Genomic DNA, 2,948 nt, shown 5'->3' on the forward strand with positions numbered 1-2,948 from the left:
CCAGCTGCGCCGCCGACCCGGGGCCATCCGGGCGTGGTGCGTGCGGCTCCGGCGGGGCCACCAGGGAGGCGACGGTCCGGGCCGGGTGGCGGGCCAGCCGGGTGGCCGCCGTCCGCAGGGCACTCGGGAGGTGGCCGCAGGCGGCGGCGAGCGCCTGCACGGCGCACGGCTCGGCAAGGGTCCGGGACGGCCCGATGACCGAGGTGATCAGTGTGGTGGAATCCGCGGCGGCCAGGGGCTCGAGGCGGACGGCCGCGGTGACGCCGAGCATCGGATACTTACGCGCGCTGAGCAGCACCGCGCTGCCGGGCGCGTTGGGGAGCAGCGGGGCGATTTGCTCGGCGTCGCTGATGTCGTCGAGGACGACGAGGATCCGGCGGTCGGCGAGCACGCTTCGGTAAAGGGCGGCGCGTTCGGCCGTTCCGCTGGGTACGCGTTCTGCGGGCACGTTGAGGGCGTCCAGGAACCCGGCGAGGACCTCGTGGGCGCGCACCGGGTTGCCGGAGGACTCGTTCAGCGAGGCCCACAGCTGGCCGTCGGGGAAGTTTCCGGCGATCGCGCGCGCCACCGCGGCGGCCACCGTGGTCTTGCCGGTACCCCCCGGCCCGGTTACCAGACCCACGGCGTGGCTGCGCTCGGTCAGGGCCGCCGACAGCAGTGCCGTCTCGTTGGCTCTGCCAACCAGGTCTGGTGTTGCCGGAGGAAGTTGGCGAGGTACAGGCCTTGCCGTGACCGGCGGGGCCGCGAGCCGGACGGCCGACCGGGTGGGCGCCGGGTCCAGCCCGTTGAGGATCGCGTGGTGGACCTCGGAGAGGTGGGTACTCGGGTCGATGCCCAGCTCGTCGTCGAGCCTGCGGCGCATACGCCGGTAGACCCGCAGCGCGTCGGCCTGCATGCCGCAGCGGTAGAGGGTGGTCATCCACGCCGCGTGCAGGTCCTCCGCGAACGGGGCCGCCTGACAGGCCGCCGAGAGCTCGGCCAACAGTGATCTGTGGTTCCCCAGAGCCAGTTCGTATGTATACCAGTCTAGTAGGACAGCCTCCCGTTGCCGGGCCAGCGACTCGCGCCGGCCGTGGCACAGCGGTCCGGGGAGCCCGGCGAGCGCGGTGGTGCCGGTCCATAGCCCGAGTGCGGTCCCGAGCCGGTCGGCGTCCGCGCGGTTGTCGCCGGTGGGCCGGGCGGAGACGAGGTCGACGAACTCCAGGGCGTCGACCGCCGATCGCGGGACGTCCAGCGCGTAGCCTCGGCCTGAGCGGGCGATCAGCGTGGAGCCCAGGCTCTTGCGCAGCCGGAGGACGTAGTTGGCGATCATCGGGACCGCGCTGGCCGGCGGGCGTTCGCCGAACAGTCCGTCGACCAGCTCTTCCGTGCCGACCGGGGTGCCGGCCCGGAGGGCGAGCGCGGTCAGCAGGGCCGTCTGCTGGGGTGGTGGCATCCGGGTCGGCACGGCGTCCTCGCGCAGCACGGCTGGTGCACCGAGAAGTACGAACCTGAACACTGTTGTTACCTCCACGGATTCCCGGCCCGCTCCCTCGGAGCGCGGTGGTGCTGCGGCTCCCGCTCAGGCCTGCTGGGGCTCCGGCGCGCGGGCGACATCGTCCGCGGCCGGGTGCTGCCTCGTCGGCCGGCCTTGCAGCCTGTTGAGGATCGGGCCGGTCGAGAGCGTGGTCAGGACTGCCATGGCGACCAGGAGGCTGTAGGAGGAGTCGTTCAGCAGGCCCGCTTGGCGTCCGGCTGTGAGCACGATCAGCTCGGTGAGGCCGCGGGTGTTCATCAAGGCGCCCAGGATCGCGGCTTCGCGTGGCTGCAGACCGGCCAGCCGTGCCGCCACCATGGTGCCGACAACCTTCCCCGCCACGGCGATCGCGAGCAGTACCAGGAGCTGCAGCAGCTGGGTGGCATGCAGGGCGGAGAGGTCGACCTGCCAGCCGGCCACGACGAAGTACACCGGCATCAGCAGGCCAAGTCCGAGCCCCTCGGCGCTCTCGCGGATCGACCGCACCGCACGCTCGCCGTCCGGGCCCCGGAGGCCGGACAGGACGATGCCGAAGACAAAGGCGCCAAGAACGAAGTGCAGGCCCATCCACTCGGTGGCGGCACAGGATGCCAGCAGGCCGGCCAGGGCGCATACCGGGTCCAGCCGGCCGGAGCGCCGCTGCATCAGGCGGCGCAGGAGCGGGGAACAAGCGGCCGTCACCGCAGCGTAGGGGAGAAGCCACAGCAGGTGCCACGGCTGGTTGCCGTCTGCGCCGAACGCCAGGACCACGGCCAGCACCACCCAGGCCAGCAGGTCGCAGAACGCTGCGCCGGCCAGGGCCGTGCGGCCCAGCGGGTGGCGGGTCATGGCGCGGTCGTCCAGGATCCGGGCCAGCACCGGGAAGGCCGTCACCGACAGGGCCAGTCCCATGAAGAGGCGGGCTCCGAGCGGGGTGGCGTCCGGCGTCGCGGTGTCCCACCAGGTGCCGAGCGAGGTGCCCAGGACGAAGGGCAGGACGATCGAGCCGAGGCCGATTCCGATGGCGGCCCGCCGAGGTGCGTGGTCGCTGCCCCTGCGGAACTCCAGGCCGGTGACGAACATGAACAGGATGATGCCCAGGTTCGCGAACGCGATGAGGAAGCCTCGGGTCTCCACGGGGAACAGTGCCCTGGTGAGGGCGCCGTGCAGCACGGTGGGGCCGAGCAGGATCCCCATGACGACCTCGCCGATGACTGCGGGCTGGCCGCACCGACGGGCGAGTGCGCCCGCTCCCCGGGCCAGGACCCCGATCAGGGCCAGGTCGAGTAGGAGGATGACGACGGTATGACTGGCCATGCTTTCTGACCTTCCTCGCGAATAGTTGGCGGTCGTGGGGCCCACCCCCCCACCGGCCGCCGGCGCACAGCCCCGGGCGGGGGGGGGCGGGGGGAGATTAGAGGGGAGGCGACGCGGAACCACACGATGAACACCA

The 2,948-nt window shown here is 72.4% G+C and carries 1 protein-coding gene and 1 pseudogene; both read right to left on the reverse strand.

Annotation, left to right across the window (positions count from 1 at the left end; genetic code table 11):
- Positions 1 to 112 precede the first annotated feature (112 nt).
- Positions 113 to 1,435, reverse strand: a pseudogene (locus ACFXHB_RS38650) (BTAD domain-containing putative transcriptional regulator); the annotation flags it as partial.
- 126 nt (positions 1,436 to 1,561) lie between these two features.
- A complete protein-coding gene (locus tag ACFXHB_RS38655; RefSeq protein ID WP_380580758.1) occupies positions 1,562 to 2,812 on the reverse strand; it encodes a cation:proton antiporter in 1,251 nt (416 codons plus the stop codon).
- Positions 2,813 to 2,948 lie beyond the last annotated feature (136 nt).

Source organism: Kitasatospora sp. NPDC059327 (assembly GCF_042752535.1).
Classification (GTDB): domain Bacteria; phylum Actinomycetota; class Actinomycetes; order Streptomycetales; family Streptomycetaceae; genus Kitasatospora.